The sequence below is a fragment of the Haladaptatus sp. AB618 genome, assembly GCF_024136965.1.
Lineage (GTDB): Archaea > Halobacteriota > Halobacteria > Halobacteriales > Haladaptataceae > Haladaptatus.
Genome location: NZ_JAMYJX010000001.1, coordinates 662,378 through 676,925, shown reverse-complemented (window position 1 = coordinate 676,925; position 14,548 = coordinate 662,378). Strand labels below are relative to the sequence as shown.

Below are 14,548 nucleotides of genomic sequence, written 5' to 3'. Positions count from 1 at the left end.
AACTGCAGAAAAGTTGATTATTCAGTGAACACTTCACAACCGTCCTCGGTGACGATGACCGAGTGTTCCTTCTGACTGACGAGGTAGCCGTCCTCTTCCTTGAGGACCGGGTAGCCGTGAACGATGTTGTTCATCTTCAAGCGACGGAGTGCCATCGTCGGTCGGGACACGTCCAACCATCGAGTGGCGAACGGAAGGGTACGGAACTCCTCGGTGATCTGTGAGAGCGCTTTACGGGCGCTTCGATCACGAACCGACGACTCCCGTTCGAGGGCGAAAATCTCCTCCTCCGCCCCTTCACCGACTTTCCCGCTACCGTCCGTGGCGAACGGTTCGATGGCGACAACGTCGCCGACTTCCAGTTCGACGCCGCGTTCGACGGCGAGGTTCGGGATGTTCGGGTCCGTGTGCTGTTCGTAGTGGGCGAGGCCGTGTCCCGAGAGATTGACGACGGGGTTGTAGCCGTAGCCGTCGATGACGGACTCGATTTTCGCGCCGATTTCGCCGGTCTCGACTCCCGGTTCGACGATTTCGAGCGCGGCGTCGAGCGCTTCCGCGCTCGCCTCCGCGAGGTCGTCGTTTCCGGAGAGGTCCACGGTAATCGCGGTGTCCGCCAACCAGCCATCGACGTGGACGCCGATGTCGAGGTTGACCATGTCCTCGCCGAACGTGGTTTCGTCGTCGATGCCCGGCGTCGCGTGGGCGGCCTCCTCGTCGATGCTGATGTTGACGGGGAACGCTGGTTTCCCGCCGAGTTCGCGGATTCGGTCCTCGGCGAACTCCGCGACTTCGAGGTGGGTCACGCCGACGTCGACTTTTTCGGCCGCCTCCGCTCGCACCTGTGCGAGGATTTCACCGGCTTCCCGATGCTTTTCGTACTTCTCGGCAGAGAGGTCTACCTCTTCGCTCATACTCCGTTGTTCATCCGAACGCCGGAAAGAGTTTGCGTTACGGCGAACGGGGGCAACGCGACGAATCTACCGGTTCACGGCGGTCTGCATCGCGTCGGTGTTGAACGCGCTTCCGGAATTGCCGTCCCGGTCGAGAACGATGACGCCCGCTTCCGATCCGGTGAGTTCCGCGAACTCCTCGATTGCGCGGTCCGCCGCTTCCCCTGCATCGTATCCCGATTCGAGGTGGCGAACCGCCCGGCGGGTGAGCGTCACTTTGGCGATGTCCTCACCGGCACCGGTCGAACTCGCCGCACCGGCGGGGGCCGCGTAGAACCCGCTCCCGATTTGCGGCACGTCGCCGACCCGCCCAGCGAGCGCGAGCCATCTACCGCCGGTCGAAGTCGCCGCCGCGAACTGCGTGCCGTCGTAGGCGACAGCGCCGACCGTATCGTGACCACCAAATTTCTCACGGAGCCAGTTGAGATGCTCGCTCGGCGACCCGTCGGGCGTGTCGTGCTCCGCCCATCGCTCCCGGCTTTTTTCCGTCCAGAGGTCGACGCCCGTTTCGACGCCGAAGTCGGCGGCGAGGTCCACCGCGTGCTCGCCGCTGACGAACACGTGCGGCGTCTCCTCCATCACGACGCGGGCCGCGCTGACGGCGTGTTCGACGCCGGGCATGGAACAGGCCGCGCCCGCTTCGCGGTCGCTCGTCATGATTCCCGCATCGGTTCTGACTACCCCGTCGCTCTGGACCGCACCGCCGACGCCCGCGTTGAATCGCGGCGAGGATTCAAGGACGTGGACCGCGGCTTCGACGGCGTCCACGACCGTTTCCGCTTCGCCGCCGACCTGCGCTGCTTCGTCGAGAACTCCCTGTCGAGGTGTCGGTTCGTCCGGTTCGCCGCCCGCACCGCCGTGCACGATGACGTTCATGGGGGTGCTCTCGCGTACGGTGGCTTAAATACACGTCAAACGGCAGTCCGGCACGCGAATTCGTCTCTCTTCGAACCGGACAGAATGAAACGGAGACGACGATATCCCACGGATATTGTCGGATTATCTGACTGCTAATGGCGTTATTTGATCCGCAGTTTCAATTATGATGCTGATAATTAAAATGCATTATTTTCCATCAGTAGTTGCATGAGCAATAGGCCCAAAGCAAACCGGCGAACCGTGCTGTCGATGGCCGGCCTCGGTCTCGTCGGAAGCGGGACCGCCATCGCCAAACGAACCGCCAACAGTACCAGTTCCTCCAAGTCCGTTCTTGCCGAGTACGACGACGATTCGACCGTGGACATCGACACGGACGCGTGGCCGCAGTCGCGCTTCGACAACGGTAACACGAGCTACAGTCCGAATGGAAGCCCTCCGGAGGGTTCGTTGTCGGAAGCCTGGTCCTACGATGGAGTCTATCACGGACCGATCGTCAGCGACGAAACCGTCCTCGTCACCCGGATAGATGATCCGGGGTTGGTCGCACTGAACGCGACGGACGGGTCCGAACGCTGGTCCGTGGACGTTGACTTCAGAAAGTGGGGAACCAATCTGGCAGTCGCCGATGGAACGGTTTACGTCACGGCTAACGGGTCGAGTTCGTACAACACCGAAAGCGGGATCGATGTCAACTCCGAGGGCATGACGTACGCGTTCGATATCGAGGACGGTACCGAACTGTGGTCCGCCAATGCAGGAGGATTTTCACCGAAGATAACCGACGAGTTCGTCGTCGTCGCCGGTGACGCCGGGCCCGCCGCGATAGCCCGTGAGGATGGAACCGTTCACTGGGAGCACGACTTTGCTGTGACAGAATACTATGCGGTCGCCCACGGAATGGTCTATGCGAGCGACGACTACGAAGGGACGCTGTACGCCATCGACGTCGAAACCGGAGAGACGAGATGGACGCGGGATTTCGACCGAGGTGGGTCTCTCATCGCCACGGAGGGCGAAGTCGTCGCGTCGGTATACGACACCCTCTACGTTCTCGAACCGGAAAGCGGCGAAACGCGGTGGCAGCAAACGTTCGAGAAACCGGACGTGAACGATCCAAGTGCCCCGTGGCCCGGCATCGGTATCGCCTGTGCCGTTACCGACGACGCCATCTACATCGGTCGGCAGAAGTTCTACGCGTTCGACATCGAAACCGGAGATAGACGAACGCTCAGCGAGGACGGCTATTACACCAATAGCGTTCATGGTGACGAATTCTACGAACTAGATGAGACATCCGACGGCGAAATTCAACTCGTCGGACGCGACGTTGACACCTTCCAAGTCGTTCGAAGGCGAACCCTGCCGTCTCAAGACTACACGGGTGCACTCGTTACCTCCCAAACGGTGTACGGGATGATCGAGGGCTCTGACAATACGTTTCAGCTCGTCGCCTTGCGGCCGAGCGACGACGGAACACATGGCGAGGACGGTTCTGATGAATCCGGAGACTCCGAAAACTCCGACGACTCCGATAGTCCAAACGGTTCCGACGACGACGGACACGGCGACTCGGACGACGACTGCTGACGTTCATCGATCCTCGTTTTTCAGTTGCGCTACGTGTGGTCACTGCACCATCTTTCATTTTAACTGATAATTAATCCGATCTGCATCAGTGATGATCTCGCTTAACTCATGCATAGGAATAATCGTTCATTCACTATTTCTAACCTGATCATGCCCGACAAACCAACGGTCAACCGCCGAACAGTGCTGTCGATGACCGCCCTCGGCCTCGCTGGGAGTGGGACCGTCATCGCTAAACAAGCCTCCACGAACAACTCCGTGCTCACCGACCATGGTGAGGATTCACGCGTCGATTGGGGATCCGATGCGTGGCCGCAGGCGAACTACGACAACGGTCAAACGAACTACACCACCGACGGTGCCACTCCGACCGGAGCGCTGTCCGCCGCGTGGACGTTCGGAGAGGATGTGGACAGCAGTATGAGACAGTACAACTTCGGTTACCGGTATCCTATCGTCGCCGATGGCATCGTCTACACGCTCTCGGAACGAAGACAGGATCGCGAAGAAGGCGACGGAACATACGTCACACAGGTACTGCACGCGCTGGATGAAGCTGACGGTACTGAACTGTGGAACGCCGACCTGAAAGTTGCGGTCCGCGGCACCGTCGAAGGGGATCAGTACGTCGGAAAGTTCGGTTTCGATGGGATTGCCGTGGCGGACAACGTCGTGTATCTCAGTCGCTGGGGTCGAACCACGACTTTCGACGCCGAAACCGGTGAACGAGGATGGACCGTCGAACACGGTGGGGGACAACTCGCCGTCACCGATGAATCGCTCGTCGTTACCCACCAAATCGGGGATAATAACCTCACAACACCGGCACAGGGGTATCGAGTGTTGACCATGTCCCGCGAGGACGGGAGCATTCGATGGAAACGAGACTACACCGGTGGTGGGAGCTTCGCGGACGGCTCCGTCAACCTATATCTGGCTGTTGCGAACGGTTCCGTGTACGCGGCGTATGAGAGCTTCAACGATACCCAGTACGTCCACTCCTTGTCGCTCAACGATGGGACGGAGGAGTGGAAATCGGGACGAAAGCAGTTGGGCAGTCTCATCGCAACCGAGAACGTATTGTACATCGAACGAAGCGAGGAAATCGCTGCACTCGATACGGAGTCGGGCAAAACACGATGGAAAACCGATTCGTCGCTTCGACCGGCCGGTCAGGAGTTTGTGTTCGGCGCTGCGGGTGACGGGTCGGCATACGTCACCGTCGGCACGACCGACGATAACCAAGGTCGGTTGCTTGCACTCGATGCCGATACCGGCGGAGTCGAGTGGGAGGTCGAAACGAAATGGTACGGCGGTGAGAGCTGGTTGGATGCCGGTGAGGTCGTCGTCGTCAACGGCGTGGTTCATTATTTCGTGCGGAAATCACGCCCCACCGACGAGGAAACCGCGGTCGAGTACGTGCTGGCCACCAGAGAGACGGACACCGGCAAACTACTCGACAGGCGTTCAGTGCCGTCCGTGCCGTCCGCAGATGGCACCGTCGTGAGCGATTACCCCGTCGTCGCGGGTAACACGCTCTATGCGAACTACGCGGGCTCGGAAGGGCACGGAAAAACGCTCGTTGCACTGCGTTCGTCGGACGACGACAGAAACGATGATGAATCAGGAAGCGACGACGACGGAAATGACGGGGGTTCGGACGGGAGCGACGACGACGGAAATGACGGGGGTTCGGACAGGAGCGACGACGACGGAAATGACGGGGGTTCGGACGACCGCTGTTAACCCTCCGTCGAAACCGCACCATTATCTAAGGGAGTATAAGGCCCATACGGGGGACAAACGGCAGGCCTTTTATCCTCCTCGTTCGGATGTTCACACGTTCATGAGCTACGAGTACGACAAAGTAGAGGTTCCAGAAGACGGGGCCCAAATCACGTACGACGAGGAGACAGGCGAACTCGACGTACCGGAGAACCCCATCATCCCCATCATTCACGGGGACGGAATCGGGACGGACGTCGGCCCGGCAGCACAGAAAGTTCTCGACGCCGCCGCGAAAGCGACCGGCCGAGAGATCAATTGGATGCGCGTCTACGCTGGTTCGAGCGCCCGCGACAAGTACGACGAGAACCTCCCCGACGACACCGTCGAGGCGATCAAGGAGTTCAACATCGCGATCAAGGGGCCGCTCACGACGCCCGTCGGCGCGGGCTTCCGCAGCCTGAACGTCGCGCTCCGCAAGACGCTCGACCTGTACGCGAACGTCCGCCCGACCTACCACCTCGACGGCGTCCCGTCGCCCGTCAAACACCCCGAGGCGATGGACATGGTCTTCTTCCGTGAGAACACGGAGGACGTCTACGCCGGTATCGAGTGGGAAGCCGGAACCGACGAAGTCGAGGAAGTCAAGACCTTCGTCGAGGAGGACATGGGCTACGACGACGTGATCCACGACGGTCCGGTCGGCATCGGCATCAAGCCCATCACGGAGTTCGGCTCGAAGCGTCTCGTCCGCGAAGCGATCGAGTACGCCATCGAGAACGAACTCGACTCCGTCACCCTCGTCCACAAGGGTAACATCATGAAGTTCACCGAAGGCGCGTTCCGTGACTGGGGCTACGAACTCGCGGAGGAGGAGTTCGGCGACGTCACCATCACCGAGGACGAGCTTTGGGACGAGTACGACGGCGAGCAGCCCGAGGACAAGATTGTCGTCAAGGACCGCATCGCGGACAACATGCTCCAGCAGTTGTTGACCCGTACCGACGAGTACGACGTCATCGCCACGATGAACCTGAACGGCGACTACATGTCCGACGCCGCCGGCGCACAGATCGGTGGTCTCGGCATCGCACCGGGTGCGAACTTCGGTGAACACCGCTGTCTCGCGGAACCGGTCCACGGTTCCGCCCCGAAATACGCGGGTGAGGACAAAGTCAACCCGACCGCGATGATCCTCTCCGGCCGTCTCATGCTCGACTACATGGGTTGGAAGGACGCCAGCCAACTCGTCTACGACGCCGTCGAGGAGACCATCTCCTCCGGCGACGTCACCTACGACCTCGAACGCCAGATCGAAGGCGGCAACAAACTCGCCACCAGCGAGTACGCTGACGCCATCGTCGAGAACATCGAAAAACTCTCGTAGAGAGTTTTTCTGACCTTCGCGGCTCCGCCGCGAAGAGGCTCAATCCGTCTGTATTCTTCCTTTTTCACCCACCAAAACACGTCGCTAGCGAGTCGTACGAATCGTGGGCAAGACGAACGCCACCCCGGCGATTCGGAGGGGGTTCCGACGTGTTAGTAGGGTCATGAAAGAGAGAAACCGGAACGGCGGTAAAACCTTTCTGCACGACGAAACGAACGACGGCGAATTACGCGGGCTGAATCCGCGCCAGCGCGTCACCGCGTTCGAACTCCTCGTTCTCGCCGACCAGTCGTTCCAGCAACTCGCCCGTCGCAGGCGCGGGCACGTCCACGCTCACCTTCTCGATCTGAATCTCGGCGATGGTGTCTCCCTCTTCGACTCGGCTTCCCTCGCTGACGAACCAGTTCGAGACGACCGCCTCCTCGACGTCCATCGCATCCTCCGGCCAGACGGCGGCCGAATCGACCGGGACGAGGTCTCCATCACTCATCGTTCACGGAGCGGATTGCGTCTGCGATGTCCTCGGTTCCGGGGTTGACCTCCTGTTCCAGCGGGCGGGCGTACGGAATCGGCACGTCCGGCATGGTCACGCGCTCGACCGCGTCAAGGTCGGAAAGTCCGCCTTCCGCGGCCCGCGCGATGATCTCTCCCGAGACGCCGAACGAGTGATAATCCTCGTCCACCACGACGAGTCGGCCGGTCTTCGACACCGATTCGACGATGGTCTCGGTGTCCAGCGGCACCAACGTCCGGAGGTCGATGACTTCCGCGTCCACTTCTCCCTCATCCGCCAGTTCCTTGGCGGCCTCCATCGCACGGTGCACGTGCAGGCCGAGCGTGATGACGGTGACGTCATCGCCTTCACGTTTCACGTCGGCCTCGCCGAACTCGATGGTGTAGTCCTCGTCCGGCACGGGCGTTTTCGGTCCCTCCGGGGCGGGCATCCACCCGATACCCATCAGGCGCTTGTGGAACATGAAGACGACCGGGTCGTCGTCGCGGATGGCCGCGTGCATCAACCCCTTGGCGTCGTACGCCGTGGACGGAACGACCACCTTCATGCCCGGCAGATGGGCGAACGTGCCGTACAGCGTCTGGGAGTGCTGGGCGGCGTCGTTGTACGTGCCGCCGACGGCCGTCATCAACACCATCGGGACGTTGACGCTCCCGCCGCTCATGTAGGTGTTCTTGGCCATCTGGTTGTAGATCTGGTCCATGGCGACGCCGAAGAAATCCACGAACATCAACTCGGCAATCGGACGCATCCCCTGTTGGGCCGCGCCGACCGCCGCGCCGATGAACGCGGTTTCGCTGATGGGCACGTCCATGATTCGGTCGTGGTCGAACTCGTCGAGGAGTCCCTGCGTGCTGTCGAAGATGCCGCCGTAGTCGGCGATGTCCTCGCCCATGACGAACACGTCGTCGCTTTCGCGCATCTCGTGGGCGATGGCGTCCACCATCGCACGACTCATCGTCAGTTCCTTTCCGTCCGATTCAGCCATCACTCATCACCTCGCAGGGTTTCCGCGTAGCCGTCCGGCGGATTCACGAACACGTCCTCGTAAGCCTCCTCCGGGTCGGGTTCCGGTTGCTCCTTCGCCCACTCGATGGCGTCCTCGACGCGCTCCGTTGCGCGCGAGCGGATGTCGTCGAGGGTTTCCTCGTCGGTTCCCATCGAGCGCAAATCCTCCTCCAGTCGGTCGATCGCGTCGAGTTGCTGTGCCCGCTCGGTGTCCTCCTCCGGGCGATACCCTTCGGCGTCGCCCATGAAGTGACCCATCCGGCGGTGTACCTGCACCTCTAACAGCGTCGGCCCGTTGCCGTCCCGGGCGCGGCCAATGGCTTCCCCCGCCGCCTCGTAGATGGCCACCGCGTCGTCGCAATCGACGCGTTCACCGTGCATGTCGAACCCGTCCGCGCGCTGGGCACCGTTTTCCACGTCCGTCACGCGTCCCTTCGGCATGCTGATGGCCCAGTCGTTGTCCTCCACGACGAACACGACCGGCAGGTCGTGGACGCTGGCGAGGTTCAGCGATTCGAGGAACCCACCCTGGTCGATGGCTCCCTCGCCGAGGAACGCCACGGCCACGCTGTCCTCGTTTCGCATCTTCGCCGCGAGTCCGGCACCGACCGCCGGGGGACACCCCTCGGCGATGATGCCGCTGGCCGCGAAGTTCACGTCCGGGTCGAACAGGTGCATGTGCCCGCCTTTTCCCCGACAGAGACCCGTCTCACGGCCGAATATCTCGGCGGTCATCCGCTCCAAATCCACGCCCTTGGCGATGGCGATGTGATGCGGTCGGTGCGGTCCCGTTACCGTGTCGTCGTCACGCAGATGCTGACACACACCTGCACCGGACGCCTCGTGGCCTGCAGCGAGGTGCAACTCCCCCGGTATCGGCCCGGCGGAAATGTCGAACGCCGGTTGTTTCCCCTCCAAATACTCCTCCTGTAGCCGTTCCTCGTAGTGACGCGCCGTCACCATGTTTTCGAACATCTCCTCCAGTCCGCTGATTCCTATCATGGCACACTACCACGCAGAGGCACGACCCTCACCATAATAAGTTTCAGTTACGGCCCGGCGTGAATCGCGATCGATCCGATTTCGGTCGCTTCCGTCACTTCCACGGCACGCCGAGTCGCGGAGGGCTGAAGATATCGACACCGCGAACCGGCGTGTCGGTTCGGTTCTCCGCCGCGTGGGGTTCATCGCTCGGAATCGCGTAGGAGTCGTCCTGCTCGATGGTGAACTCCTCGCCGTCCACGATAATCGTCAGTGTACCTCCGTAGACGAAGCCGGTTTGCTCGTGTTCGTGGCTGTGTTCAGGCACGGTTACACCGGGTTCGATGTGAAAATGCTGGATACTCATCCGCTCGCCAGCGACCAACTGCGCGAGATACACGCCGTCCACCGCTTCCGTCACCTCACGGTCCGATAGGGCAATCGATTCCATGAGGGATGTTGACTCGCAAGCATCGTCAATCCCTGTGGGAACAGCTAAATACGATGATATAGCGGAGTTTCGAAGCTCTCGACCGAATCGGTTTCATCGTCGTGATTTCGCTTCTGAGATTGCGATTTCGGTTCCAAACAGTCGTGACCGTGGCGACTTTATTCCACCCCGACCAACTTCCAGTAGTGACAGTCGTCGTTGCGACGGAGGATTTCGAGGTGTACCACGACGTGGTCGGCGAGCTACGCGACAGGGGGGTTCGCTTCACCACGGTCGAACCGGGTGCGGAACTCCCGGATGGTGCACGGATCGTCATCCGGGCGGAGGATGACGAGGTGCAGACCGGACTCCCGGTCATCGTGGCCGACCCGAAGCGACCTCGAAAGGCCGTCGAGGAAGCGTTGACCGCACTCCGTGGCGAGAACGGACGGACCGTCATCGGCATCGATCCCGGCACGCGCCCCGGAATCGCCGTCCTCTCGGGCGAGATGGTGATCGCGTCGTTTCACGTCCCGCTCGCGGACGCCGCGGACGTGGTCCACGAGGAGATAGAGGATGCCATCGACCCGGTGGTCAGAATCGGTGACGGGGCGCGGCTTCAGGGAGCGCAACTCATCCGCGAACTCGAAGACGTGCAAGTGGAACTGGTGGACGAAACCGGAACGACGCCGTACCTCGGGACCGGCGCGCGGGGCATGGGCGACGTTCTCGCGGCGGTCAACATCGCCCGAATGGAGGGTGAAATCGTGGAAGAGCGCGACATCGAACCGACGGCGGGCGAACTCGGCGTGATCAAACGCCGGTCGCGCGAGCGGTCGACCGACAACCGCGAAATAGACGAGGAACTCGCACGGCGGGTCGCCGCGGGCGATTTGACCATCGAGGAGGCCTTGGCGGAACACCGCGAGGAGTAAAAATTCGCAGTCACTCGTTTTCGTGAACGGTTCCCTCCGCTCGACGCATGACTTCCCGCACCGCCATTCCCGACTCTTCCGCAACAGCCTGCGCGTCGTCGAACTCCGCGCTCACGTCGAAGACCGACCCGGAATCGTCGCTCGCGACCTTCACCGTCACGTCGTATTTCGATCCGTCGATGTCCAGCGTCACCGTCTCGAACTCCCGGTGAGCGATCCACCGATAACTGCCACCCGATTGCCGAACGCCGAGCGTTCCCGTCTCCTCGGCCAGTTTTCGAGCCACTCGCGCTGCGTCCTCCGGTTTGACGACGACCTTCACGAGGTGTCCGGGGCGGGATTTCTTCATCGAAAGTGGGACGACTGAGACGTCCCGCGCACCCGAATCCGCGAGGGTTTCCTGTAGCCCGCCGAGCACCTCCGGCGACGTGTCGTCAAGGTTCGTTTCGAGAACGGTTATTTCGTCGCGCACGAGACCACCCGCCGATTCACCGACGAGGACCCGCAGAACGTTCGGGTGGTCCGAAAAGTCGTAGCCACCAGCGCCGTAGCCCGAGTTCTCGACGTTCAACGTCGGCAGGGTTTCGACCCCGTCCGCGAAGTGGGCGAGAATCGCGGCACCGGTCGGCGTGAGCAGTTCCGCTTCGACGGGACCACCGGAGAGCGACCAGTCGGCCCCGGCCGCGATTTCGACCACCGCTGGCGCGGGTATCGGGAACGTTCCGTGACTCATGCCGACCTCGCCGCCGCCGGTCGCGAGGGGCGTCGTCACGACCCGCTCGGCGTCGAGGTTCGCGAACAGTAGCGACGCGCCGACGATGTCCGCGATGGCGTCGTCGGTGCCGACTTCGTGGAAGTGCGTCGATTCGAGGTCGGTGTCGTGGACGCTCGCCTCCGCTTCGCCCAGGATTCGGAAGACGGCTTTCGCGTTCCGCTCGATGGGTGAATCGAGTTCCATCGATTCGAGCACGTCGATGACCTCGCGGTAGGTTCGAGCAGGACCGGCACCCTCGGCGTGGTGGTGGTGATCGTGATGATCATGTTCGTGATTGTGGTGGTGGTCGTGGTCGTGGTGCTCGTCGTGGGAATGCTGGTGATCGTGGTCGTGACTATGTTCGTGCTGGTGGCTGTGCGTGTGATCGTCGTGAGAATGGTGGTCGCTGTGGTGGTCGTGAGTGTGGTCCCCGTGCGAACGATCCGATTCTCCATCCTCGTCCGTCAGGAGAACGTGAACGCGTGTCGAGGAAATCCCGTTTTTGACCGTCGTTTCGGCCGAATACTCCACCGGCAGCGCGTCTTCGACGGGGGAGAGTGCGTCCCTGTTCGCTCCCGCGTCGAGCAGCGCCCCGAGAATCATATCACCGCTGGCACCCATTCGCCCGTCGAACGCAAGCGCTCTCATACGTCGCTCCCCGACCCGGAACGGGAAAGTCCCTGCGGTCATGTCGCCACCACTATCCCTTTGTACTGCCCCCACGTAGTGACAGCCATCGAACGCGGGCACCGTCCGACGGTATCGGAGATGGCCGAAGTTCCCGGTAGCACAGGACTTATGCCCTGCGAACTATCACCCACAACTATCCCCCGTGACTGAACAATCATGAACGAAGTGCAACTGGAGGTGGCGAAGGCGTATCCGAACGATTCGGGACGCGGTATCGCCCGTCTCGACCCGGACACGCTCTTGCATCTGAAGCTGAGCCCCGGAGATATCATCGAGATAGAAGGAGGCGATACGACCGCCGCGAAAGTCTGGCGTGCCGACCGACAGGACTGGAACACCGACACCGTCCGTATCGACGGCTTCACCCGCCAGAACGCGGACGTCGGGATCGGTGAACGCGTCGAAATCCGCAAAGCAGAGGCCGACAAGGCCGACAAACTGGTGCTCGCGCCGCCGGAGGAAGCGAGCGTCCAGTTCGGCAGCGACGCGGCCGGAATGGTCAAACGACAGATCCTGAAGCGCCCGGTGGTCGAGCGCGATATCGTGCCCGTCATGTCGAGCACGAATCACCCATTCATGCGCTCGCCGGGACAGGCGATCCCGCTCATCGCAGTAGAAACCGACCCGCAGGGAGTCTGTCTCATAACCGAGGACACCGAAGTCGAACTCCGAGAGGAGCCGATATCGGGCTTCGAGAAGACCGGCGGTGGCATCACCTACGAGGACATCGGTGGCCTTCAGAACGAAATCCAGCGCGTGCGGGAGATGGTCGAACTCCCGATGAAACACCCGCAGATCTTCCAAAAGCTCGGCATCGAGCCGCCGCAAGGTGTGCTCCTGCACGGTCCACCGGGCACCGGGAAGACGCTGTTGGCGAAGGCCGTCGCCAACGAAACCAGCGCGAGTTTCTTCTCCATCGCTGGTCCGGAGATCATCTCGAAATACTACGGGGAGTCCGAACAGCAACTCCGTGAGATCTTCGAGGATGCGGCCGAGGAGTCCCCCTCCATTATCTTCATCGACGAACTCGACTCCATCGCACCGAAGCGCGAGGACGTGACCGGCGAAGTCGAACGCCGCGTCGTCGCCCAACTGCTGACGATGATGGACGGGTTGGAGGCACGAGGTCAGGTCATCGTCATCGCCGCCACGAACCGAGTCGATTCGGTCGATCCGGCGCTCCGTCGCCCCGGTCGCTTCGACCGCGAGATCGAGATCGGCGTGCCGGACGAGGAGGGCCGCACGGAGATCCTGCAGATTCACACCCGCGGGATGCCGCTGTCGGACGACGTGAACCTTCCCGGCCTGTCGAACGACACCCACGGGTTCGTCGGTGCCGACATCGAGAGCCTGACCAAGGAGGCCGCGATGAAGGCGCTCCGGCGCTACCTACCCGAGATCGACCTGGACGAGGAGTCCATCCCGCCGTCGCTCATCGACCGGATGATCGTCAAGCGCGAGGACTTCCGCGGCGCGCTGAACGAGGTCGAGCCCTCCGCGATGCGCGAGGTGCTGGTCGAACTCCCGAAGGTGTCGTGGGACGACGTCGGTGGCCTCGAAGACGCCAAGAGTCAGGTCAAAGAGAGCGTCGAGTGGCCGCTCTCCTCGCCCGAGAAGTTCGAACGGATGGGAATCGAACCGCCGAGCGGCGTCCTGCTCTACGGGCCGCCCGGAACCGGAAAGACGCTCATGGCGAAGGCCGTCGCCAACGAGACGAACGCCAACTTCATCAGCGTCCGTGGCCCGCAACTGCTGTCGAAGTGGGTCGGTGAATCGGAGAAGGCCATCCGGCAGACGTTCCGCAAGGCGCGGCAGGTCAGCCCGACGGTCATCTTCTTCGACGAACTCGACAGCCTCGCCCCCGGACGGGGACAGGAAGTCGGGAGCAACGTCTCGGAACGCGTCGTCAACCAACTCCTCACCGAACTCGACGGGTTGGAGGACAAGGGCGACGTGATGGTCATCGGCGCGACCAACCGCCCGGACATGATCGACCCGGCGCTCATCCGCTCCGGTCGGTTCGACCGTCTCGTCATGATCGGTCAACCCGACGAGGAAGGCCGCGAACAGATCCTCAAGATCCACACCGAGGACAGTCCGCTCGCGCCCGACGTGAGCCTGCGCGAACTCGCGGAGATGACCGACGGCTACGTCGGCAGCGACCTGGAATCCATCGCCCGCGAGGCCGCAATCGAGGCCCTGCGCGAGGACGACGACGCCGAAGAGGTCGAGATGCGACACTTCCGCGCCGCGATGGAGAGTGTTCGCGCGACCATCACCGAAGACCTGCTCGATTACTACTCCCAGATGGAACAGGAGTTCAAGGGCGGGTCGTCCGGTCCGCAGCGCCAGACCGGCGGCCGCATTGGCTTCCAATAAGAACCACCTTTTGCTGCGGTCGCGCGGCATAGCCGCGCTCCCTGGCAAAATCTGGACCAAAAGCACTCCTCCTTCACTTCGTTTTAGACGACTCGCACAGCGAGTCGTCTAAAACGCCGTTCAGTCGTCGGCCCGGAAATCTCCGATTTTCCGGAGAGGACGCTGGCCTCCGCGGTTGTGTCGTTGGTCATTTCTGGCGGTTGCGAAGATTCTGTTTTCGGTGGTTGTGTCATCGGTTGATTCTCGGCGGTTTCGTATCTTCACCAGTGTTGTGACCAGTCTCGCGCAGTCGCTTCTCCTCCGGTGGGAGAGTTCAAATTCGTCGCCGT

12 protein-coding genes are annotated in these 14,548 nt (G+C 61.8%); 5 read left to right on the top strand and 7 right to left on the bottom strand.

Going from position 1 to position 14,548, the window contains the following annotated elements:
* Window positions 1-17 precede the first annotated feature (17 nt).
* On the bottom strand, window positions 18-911 hold the full coding sequence (gene map / locus NKF26_RS03565) for a type II methionyl aminopeptidase (protein ID WP_253225372.1): 894 nt from the start codon (window positions 909-911) through the stop codon (window positions 18-20).
* Window positions 912-977: 66 nt separating this feature from the next.
* On the bottom strand, window positions 978-1,826 hold the full coding sequence (locus tag NKF26_RS03560) for an isoaspartyl peptidase/L-asparaginase (RefSeq protein ID WP_253225371.1): 849 nt from the start codon (window positions 1,824-1,826) through the stop codon (window positions 978-980).
* A 210-nt stretch (window positions 1,827-2,036) separates the two neighbouring features.
* Between NKF26_RS03560 and NKF26_RS03555 the strand changes: the two genes are divergently transcribed.
* The 3 genes from NKF26_RS03555 to icd all read left to right on the top strand — a co-directional run bounded on the left by NKF26_RS03555 (window position 2,037) and on the right by icd (window position 6,528).
* Complete coding sequence (locus tag NKF26_RS03555) at window positions 2,037-3,416, top strand: PQQ-like beta-propeller repeat protein (RefSeq protein WP_253225370.1); 1,380 nt, start codon at window positions 2,037-2,039, stop codon at window positions 3,414-3,416.
* A gap of 150 nt (window positions 3,417-3,566) precedes the next feature.
* A complete protein-coding gene (locus tag NKF26_RS03550; protein ID WP_253225369.1) occupies window positions 3,567-5,162 on the top strand; it encodes a PQQ-binding-like beta-propeller repeat protein in 1,596 nt (531 codons plus the stop codon).
* A gap of 100 nt (window positions 5,163-5,262) precedes the next feature.
* A complete protein-coding gene (gene icd, locus NKF26_RS03545) occupies window positions 5,263-6,528 on the top strand; it encodes an isocitrate dehydrogenase (NADP(+)) (protein WP_066141269.1) in 1,266 nt (421 codons plus the stop codon).
* A gap of 226 nt (window positions 6,529-6,754) precedes the next feature.
* On the opposite strand, the gene NKF26_RS03540 is transcribed toward icd, so the two are convergent.
* The 4 genes from NKF26_RS03540 to NKF26_RS03525 form a co-directional block, all read right to left on the bottom strand.
* Window positions 6,755-7,018: a lipoyl domain-containing protein gene (locus NKF26_RS03540; RefSeq protein ID WP_253225368.1), complete on the bottom strand. Its 264-nt coding sequence runs from the start codon at window positions 7,016-7,018 to the stop codon at window positions 6,755-6,757.
* Window positions 7,011-8,030: an alpha-ketoacid dehydrogenase subunit beta gene (locus NKF26_RS03535; RefSeq protein WP_253233998.1), complete on the bottom strand. Its 1,020-nt coding sequence runs from the start codon at window positions 8,028-8,030 to the stop codon at window positions 7,011-7,013. The genes NKF26_RS03540 and NKF26_RS03535 overlap by 8 nt, the downstream gene beginning before the upstream one ends.
* The gene (locus NKF26_RS03530) at window positions 8,030-9,025 is read right to left on the bottom strand and encodes a thiamine pyrophosphate-dependent dehydrogenase E1 component subunit alpha (protein WP_369682124.1); all 996 of its coding nucleotides are present in this window, start codon (window positions 9,023-9,025) and stop codon (window positions 8,030-8,032) included. Before NKF26_RS03530 ends, NKF26_RS03535 begins: the two co-directional genes overlap by 1 nt.
* A gap of 121 nt (window positions 9,026-9,146) precedes the next feature.
* Window positions 9,147-9,482 carry a cupin domain-containing protein gene (locus NKF26_RS03525; RefSeq protein ID WP_253225365.1) on the bottom strand — a complete coding sequence of 112 codons (336 nt, stop codon included), beginning with the start codon at window positions 9,480-9,482 and terminating at the stop codon, window positions 9,147-9,149.
* A gap of 185 nt (window positions 9,483-9,667) precedes the next feature.
* Between NKF26_RS03525 and NKF26_RS03520 the strand changes: the two genes are divergently transcribed.
* On the top strand, window positions 9,668-10,396 hold the full coding sequence (locus NKF26_RS03520; protein WP_253225364.1) for a hypothetical protein: 729 nt from the start codon (window positions 9,668-9,670) through the stop codon (window positions 10,394-10,396).
* Between the two features lie 10 nt (window positions 10,397-10,406).
* Here the strand turns inward: NKF26_RS03520 and larC are convergent, their stop codons facing one another.
* Window positions 10,407-11,798 carry a nickel pincer cofactor biosynthesis protein LarC gene (gene larC, locus NKF26_RS03515; protein WP_253225363.1) on the bottom strand — a complete coding sequence of 464 codons (1,392 nt, stop codon included), beginning with the start codon at window positions 11,796-11,798 and terminating at the stop codon, window positions 10,407-10,409.
* Window positions 11,799-11,996: 198 nt separating this feature from the next.
* Between larC and NKF26_RS03510 the strand changes: the two genes are divergently transcribed.
* Entirely contained in the window at window positions 11,997-14,219 is a 2,223-nt protein-coding gene (locus NKF26_RS03510; protein WP_253225362.1) for a CDC48 family AAA ATPase, read from the top strand.
* Window positions 14,220-14,548: the final 329 nt, after the last annotated feature.

Bases quoted from the DNA above. Each gene is read 5' to 3' on its own strand.
- map (WP_253225372.1), bottom strand. From the start codon at position 911: ATGAGCGAAGAGGTAGACCTCTCTGCCGAGAAGTACGAAAAGCATCGG.
- NKF26_RS03510 (WP_253225362.1), top strand. From the start codon at position 11,997: ATGAACGAAGTGCAACTGGAGGTGGCGAAGGCGTATCCGAACGATTCG.
- larC (WP_253225363.1), bottom strand. From the start codon at position 11,798: ATGAGAGCGCTTGCGTTCGACGGGCGAATGGGTGCCAGCGGTGATATG.
- NKF26_RS03525 (WP_253225365.1), bottom strand. From the start codon at position 9,482: ATGGAATCGATTGCCCTATCGGACCGTGAGGTGACGGAAGCGGTGGAC.
- NKF26_RS03555 (WP_253225370.1), top strand. From the start codon at position 2,037: ATGAGCAATAGGCCCAAAGCAAACCGGCGAACCGTGCTGTCGATGGCC.
- NKF26_RS03535 (WP_253233998.1), bottom strand. From the start codon at position 8,030: ATGGCTGAATCGGACGGAAAGGAACTGACGATGAGTCGTGCGATGGTG.
- NKF26_RS03560 (WP_253225371.1), bottom strand. From the start codon at position 1,826: ATGAACGTCATCGTGCACGGCGGTGCGGGCGGCGAACCGGACGAACCG.
- NKF26_RS03550 (WP_253225369.1), top strand. From the start codon at position 3,567: ATGCCCGACAAACCAACGGTCAACCGCCGAACAGTGCTGTCGATGACC.
- NKF26_RS03530 (WP_369682124.1), bottom strand. From the start codon at position 9,025: ATGTTCGAAAACATGGTGACGGCGCGTCACTACGAGGAACGGCTACAG.
- NKF26_RS03540 (WP_253225368.1), bottom strand. From the start codon at position 7,018: ATGAGTGATGGAGACCTCGTCCCGGTCGATTCGGCCGCCGTCTGGCCG.
- icd (WP_066141269.1), top strand. From the start codon at position 5,263: ATGAGCTACGAGTACGACAAAGTAGAGGTTCCAGAAGACGGGGCCCAA.